Genomic DNA, 6,351 nt, shown 5'->3' with positions numbered 1-6,351 from the left:
GAAAGGCGCGTCCTTGGGCGGACGGCAAAGGTGGTTCCCGCCCAACGTCGCGTTCTCTTGTCAGGCCGCATGTAGGCAGGTTCCGTCTTTTCGCCAGTCCCTCCCTCTCTCTCTGCAGCTAATCAAGAAGGGGACAGTCATGAGTCTCATCGAAGTCAAGGTTCCGGATATCGGCGATTTCAGCGGCGTCGATGTCATCGAAGTCAACGTCAAACCCGGCGACGTGATCGAAAAAGAGCAAACGCTCATCACGCTCGAATCCGACAAAGCCTCCATGGAAGTGCCCAGCGACGTCGCCGGCACCGTCAAGGAAGTCAAGGTCAAAGCCGGCGAGAAAGTCTCGCAAGGCACCGTCATCGCCATCGTCGAAGCCTCGGCAGGCGCAGCCGCGCCCGCACCCGCGAAAGCACCCGAGGCGCCGAAGCCCGCAGCCGCCGCACCGGCTCCGGCCACCGCCGCGCCGGCGCCTGCGCCGCAAGCCGGCAGCTACAGCGGCGCCGCCGACATCGAGTGCGACATGCTCGTGCTCGGCGCCGGCCCCGGTGGCTACTCGGCCGCGTTCCGCGCCGCCGACCTCGGCATGAAGACCGTACTCGTCGAACGCTATTCGACGCTCGGCGGCGTCTGCCTGAACGTCGGTTGCATCCCGTCGAAGGCGCTGCTGCATACGTCGCTCGTCGTCGAGGAAGCCGCGGCGCTCGCGTCGCACGGCATCACGTTCGGCAAGCCGCAGGTCGATCTCGACAAGCTGCGCGACTTCAAGGGCGGCGTCGTCAAGAAACTGACGACGGGCCTCGCCGGCATGGCGAAGGCACGCAAGGTCGAAGTGGTCACCGGCGTCGGCGCGTTCGTCGATCCGTTCCACATGGAAGTGCAGGGCGAAAACGGCAAGAAAGTCGTCAAGTTCAAGCAGGCCATCATCGCCGCCGGCTCGCAGGCCGTGAAGCTGCCGTTCATGCCGGAAGACCCGCGCGTCGTCGATTCGACGGGCGCGCTCGAACTGCGCCAGTTGCCCAAGCGCATGCTCGTGATCGGCGGCGGCATCATCGGCCTCGAAATGGCCACGGTGTACTCGACGCTCGGCGCCGAGATCGACGTCGTCGAAATGATGGACGGCCTGATGATGGGCGCCGACCGCGATCTCGTGAAGGTCTGGGAAAAGTACAACGCGAAGCGCTTCGGCAACGTGATGCTGAAGACCAAGACGGTCGGCGCGGAAGCGAAGGAAGACGGCATCTACGTGAAGTTCGAGGGCGAGAAGGCGCCGGCGGAAGCGCAGCGCTACGACCTCGTGCTCGTCGCGGTGGGCCGCAGCCCGAACGGCAAGAAGATCGGTGCCGACAAGGCCGGCGTCGCGGTCACCGACCGCGGCTTCATCGACGTCGACAAGCAGATGCGCACGAACGTGCCGCACATCTTCGCGATCGGCGATATCGTCGGCCAGCCGATGCTCGCGCACAAGGCCGTGCATGAAGGCCACGTCGCAGCGGAAGCCGCGCATGGCGAGAAGGCGTACTTCGACGCGCTGCAGATCCCGTCGGTGGCCTACACCGATCCGGAAGTGGCGTGGGCCGGCAAGACCGAAGACCAGTGCAAGGCCGAAGGCATCAAGTACGGCAAGGCCGTGTTCCCGTGGGCCGCTTCGGGCCGCGCGATCGCGAACGGCCGCGACGAAGGCTTTACGAAGCTGATCTTCGACGAGGAAACCCATCGCGTGATCGGCGGCGCGATCGTCGGCCTGAACGCGGGCGACCTGATCAGCGAAGTGTGCCTCGCGGTCGAGATGGGCGCGGACGCGGAAGACATCGGCAAGACGATCCATCCGCACCCGACGCTCGGCGAATCGGTCGGCATGGCCGCCGAGCTGTACGAAGGCGTCTGCACGGACCTGCCGCCGCAGCGCAAGAAGTAACGCGACCGGCACGGCCGGCCACGCGCCGGCCATGACAAAACGCCGTCGCCCGGGTAATCCGGGTGGCGGCGTTTTCTTTTGCGTGGCGCGCGACAGGCTCGAATGTGGCGGGCAGTTGCCGCTCGCGCGCATTCCGGCGCCAGAAACGAAAAAGCCGCGCTGGGCGCGGCTCTTTCAGGAGCAGGGGACGCTTACGCGGCCGGCTTGCTCGAACGACGTGCGGCAGCAGCGGTGGCAGCCTTCGTTGCGACGGCAGCAGCGGCGTTGAAGTTCGTTTCAGCGATTTCCACTGCTTGCTTCGTGGCCTTCTGGACCGTTTCGTACGTGGTGTTCGCAGCGTTCAGCGCCGACTTCAGTGCGGCGACAGCCGTTTCCGAACCGGCCGGGGCGTTCTTCGCGACGTTGTCGACGAGTGCCTGGACCTTCTTGTTCTGCTCTTCGAATTGCGCTTCGGCGACCTTCGCGAACTCGGCTTGCGTCGACGATGCGATTTCGTACAGGTGACGACCGTACGACAGCACCTTTTCCGCGACCGGCTGCGACAGGCTCGCTTGCAGCGCGATCAGTTCCTGCGCGTCCTTCACCGACAGCAGGCGCTGCGCGTTTTCCTGGCTCTCGGTCAGCGTCGACTTCACGACCTGCAGGTTGAGTTCGATCAGCTTTTCGACGCCTTCGAACGCCTTGGTCGTCAGACCGAACAGGCTTTCGAGGTTGGCTTTCTGGGCGGCGGCGATTTGCTCGGGGGTCAGCAAGGACATGTCAGGCTCCTGAAAAGCGATCGCGTCGATCGCAGAATAAAGGGCACTACGCTGGGGAACTTCGGCGCCGCGTGCTTTGTGCAACGCAGCAATGAGGCCTATTTTAGGGCAGAGAACACGGATGTCAAGCACTTTTTGTGCGTTGCACAATCGCGACAAATTATCGATAAAACAACGAGTTATCGCGGTCGTTCGGAATCGGTTTCAGGCTTGTTCCCACATGGTGCGCACGGTGGCGGGGCAAGCGCGCCGCACCATGATCATGCACAGGTAAACCTGACAGGCCCATGGAACGTTATCCTTCTGTTCCTGTCGAAAAACGCGCTGTTTCGATGCGCGTGCCGTGGCGACGTGCCGCCGCCACGGTCGAGACCGGCGCCTGTGGCACGCCGAGCACCGGATACGTACTTTCCCCGCTTTAAATCGCCTCCGAAGTGACGTTATCTCAATTAACCGCGTGGTAATCGGGAGACGGGCGCTGTCGGGCAGTGCATCCCATCGTTTTTTTCGATGGGATCGGAAGGGTCGATTGGCCGGAGGTTGGCCGACTCTTACATTCCGGTTTAAAGACGATCGGTAAGTGCCTAATATTGCTCTTTTTTTCAGCTTTAACTACACTTGCGGAAACCTCCCGCCCGCTTTGTCCAGACCCCAATGAAAGCCGAATCGTTTTCACCGCGCAGATTGTTGCAGAGCATGACGCTCGGCACCGCTGTGTCGGTCGCAGTCGCGTTGCTGGCGACCACCGCGTCCGTCACGCCCGCCGACGCCTTCGCCGCCACTGCGAAGACCCAAGCCGCCAAGAAAAAGGCCGTCGCTCCTGCTTCGTCAGCGAAGAAGAAGTCGGCCAAGGCGACCACCGATAAATCCGCCAAGGTCGCCGCGGCCGATGCGCCGCGCGCGAAAGCGTCGCGCAAGCGCGTGACGCTCGCGGCGAGCAACGTGCACGGCGGCCATCGCGGCGCGGTGCGCAAGGTCGCGTTCCAGCCGCGCCGTCCGACGGTCGGCCAGGCGTTCGGTCTGCACGATACGCCCGACGCGCTCGCGCTGCGCTCCAGCGTCGCGTACGTCGTCGACCAGAATTCCGGCGAGCCGCTGTTCGACAAGAATTCGCACGCGGTCGTGCCGATCGCGTCGATCTCGAAGCTGATGACGGCCATGGTCGTGCTCGACGCGAAGTCGCCGATGACCGACCAGCTCGAAGTCACCGACGAAGACCGCGACTACGAGAAGGGCACGGGCTCGCGCCTGTCGGTGGGCTCGGTGCTGTCGCGCGAGGACATGCTGCACATCGCGCTGATGGCGTCGGAAAACCGTGCGGCGGCCGCGCTGTCGCGTTACTACCCGGGCGGCCGTCCGGCGTTCATCGCGGCGATGAACGCAAAGGCGAAGGCGCTCGGCATGACCGATACGCACTTCGAGAATTCGACCGGCCTGTCGAGCTCGAACGTGTCGAGCGCGCGCGACCTCGTGAAGATGGTCAATGCGGCGTACCAGTACCCGATGATCCGCCAGTTCTCGACCGATCGCACGTACGAGGTGTACACGGGCAAGCGCAACCTGGTCTACAACAGCACCAACGCGCTGATCCGCGGCAACGGTTCGTGGGACATCGGCCTGCAGAAGACGGGCTTCATCAACGAAGCGGGTGAATGCCTCGTGATGCAGGCGACGATCCACGGCCGGCCGATGGTGATGGTGCTGCTGGATTCGTTCGGCAAGTACTCGCGCTTCGCCGACGCCTCGCGCCTGCGCAACTGGCTCGATGCCGGCGGCGGCGAACGCCTGACGGCGGCCAACACGCCGGCCGGCGGCACCTGATCGTGTGCGGCGGTTCGCCGCCGTACCGCACCGGTTGCTGCAACGAAAAAGCCCCGCAATCGCGGGGCTTTTTTTATCCGGCGAAACCGGAATCGGAGCCGGAAGCGGGGCCGACGGCGCGGCTCACGCCTGCCGCTGCAACCCGTCCACGTCCTTTTCGGGCGCCGGCCGGTAGCCGAGCGATTCCGAGATGGTGAGCGCCGTCCGGCTCAACTGGCCGAGCCACGCGTCCTGCAGGCGGTCGGCCGGCGCCGACAGCGACAGGCCCGCGACGAGCTTGCCCGAATCGTCGTAGATGCCGGCCGCGATGCAGCGCACGCCGAGTTCGAGCTCCTCGTTGTCGCGCGCGCACGATTGCTGGCGGACGATCGTCAGCTCGCGCTCGAGCTTCGCGATGTCGGTGATGCTGTTCTGCGTATGGCCGGACAGCCCGGTGCGCGTCGCATAGGCCCGCACGCGCGACGTTTCGTCGGCTGCGAGGAACAGCTTGCCGACCGACGTGAGGTGCAGCGGCGCGCGGCCGCCGATCGCGCGGACGACCTGCATTCCAGAGCGCTCGGAGTACGCGCGCTCGATATAGACGATCTCGTCGCCCTGGCGCACCGACAGGTTCACGGTCTGCCCGGTGAGGCGGTGCAGCTCGCGCATCGGCATCAGCGCCGCGTCGCGCACCGACAGGCGTGCCTTCACGAGGTTGCCGAGCTCGAGCAGCCGCATGCCGAGGCGGTAGGTGCCGGGATCGGAGCGGTCGACGAGGCGGCAGGTCACCATGTCGTTGAGGATGCGGTGCGCGGTCGACGGGTGCAGCTCCGTGCGCTGCGCAAGTTCCTTCAGGCTGACAGGGTCGCTGTGCGCGGCGAGCGCGTCCAGCAACCGCATCATGCGTTCGATCACCTGGATCGACGTTTTTGAATCCGGGGTGGGTTGGCTCATGTCGGGGGAGGAATCGGTTGACGCGTCAAGCGGTGTTGGAACGATTGTATCTCGTATCGTGAAAAAAGCGAACGCCGTTCGAGGAAGTCCTCGTTTCGCGTACCGCGGGCTTGCGCACGGGCCGGCGTTGGTCTTGCCAGCCAAACGTCGGATAATGAGAGCCGTTTTCTCGAAGGAGCACGTATGCGAGTCGGTTTGTTCGTGACCTGCCTGGTCGACCTGATGCGCCCCGAAATCGGCTTTTCGGCGCTCAAGCTGATTCGCGACGCCGGCTACGAAGTGATCGTGCCGCCCGCGCAGACCTGCTGCGGCCAGCCGGCCTACAACTCGGGCGACCGCGCGCTCGCGCGCGATCTCGCGGAAAAGACGCTGCGCGAGTTCGAGCAGTTCGATTACGTCGTCGCGCCGTCGGGTTCGTGCGGCGGGATGATCCGCGCGCACTACGGCGACCTGTTCCGCGACGATCCCGAACTGATGGGGCGTTACACGCGGTTCCAGCAGAAAGTCCACGAATTGACCGATTTTCTCGCGAACGTCGCGAAGGTGTCGCTCGCGCCGGGCGAATTCACCGGCCCGGTCACCTATCACGATTCGTGCTCGGGCCTGCGCGAGCTCGGCGTGAAGGCGCAGCCGCGTGCGCTGCTCGCGCAGCGCGGCGTCGCGGTGACCGAGATGAAGGATTGCGAGCACTGTTGCGGCTTCGGCGGCACGTTCTCGGTGAAATACGGCGACATCTCGGCGGCCATCGCGGACGAGAAATGCGCGAACGTGCGCGCGTCGGGCGCGGGCACCGTCGTGCTCGGCGATCTCGGCTGCATGCTGAACATCGAAGGGCGGTTGCGCCGCACCGGCGACCGCGACACGCGCGTGCTGCACGTCGCGCAGGTGCTGGCGGGCGACGTCTGACGCCCGGTTCCGCTCACTTTT

The 6,351-nt window shown here is 64.9% G+C and carries 5 protein-coding genes; 3 read left to right on the top strand and 2 right to left on the bottom strand.

Annotation, left to right across the window (positions count from 1 at the left end; genetic code table 11):
- Positions 1-139: 139 nt before the first annotated feature.
- On the top strand, positions 140-1,912 hold the full coding sequence (gene lpdA, locus AP428_RS08285; protein WP_054927962.1) for a dihydrolipoyl dehydrogenase: 1,773 nt from the start codon (positions 140-142) through the stop codon (positions 1,910-1,912).
- 191 nt (positions 1,913-2,103) lie between these two features.
- On the opposite strand, the gene AP428_RS08280 is transcribed toward lpdA, so the two are convergent.
- A complete protein-coding gene (locus AP428_RS08280) occupies positions 2,104-2,670 on the bottom strand; it encodes a phasin family protein (protein ID WP_006478382.1) in 567 nt (188 codons plus the stop codon).
- A gap of 654 nt (positions 2,671-3,324) precedes the next feature.
- On the opposite strand from AP428_RS08280, the gene pbpG reads away from it, so the two are divergent.
- Entirely contained in the window at positions 3,325-4,491 is a 1,167-nt protein-coding gene (gene pbpG / locus AP428_RS08275) for a D-alanyl-D-alanine endopeptidase (protein WP_011549454.1), read from the top strand.
- 123 nt (positions 4,492-4,614) lie between these two features.
- On the opposite strand, the gene AP428_RS08270 is transcribed toward pbpG, so the two are convergent.
- Positions 4,615-5,424 carry an IclR family transcriptional regulator gene (locus AP428_RS08270; protein ID WP_006478384.1) on the bottom strand — a complete coding sequence of 270 codons (810 nt, stop codon included), beginning with the start codon at positions 5,422-5,424 and terminating at the stop codon, positions 4,615-4,617.
- 183 nt (positions 5,425-5,607) lie between these two features.
- Between AP428_RS08270 and AP428_RS08265 the strand changes: the two genes are divergently transcribed.
- Complete coding sequence (locus AP428_RS08265) at positions 5,608-6,330, top strand: (Fe-S)-binding protein (RefSeq protein ID WP_006478385.1); 723 nt, start codon at positions 5,608-5,610, stop codon at positions 6,328-6,330.
- Positions 6,331-6,351: the final 21 nt, after the last annotated feature.

The organism is Burkholderia sp. E168m22 (assembly GCF_001319805.1).
GTDB lineage: Bacteria > Pseudomonadota > Gammaproteobacteria > Burkholderiales > Burkholderiaceae > Burkholderia > Burkholderia orbicola.
This window is presented reverse-complemented; position numbering and strand designations above follow the sequence as displayed.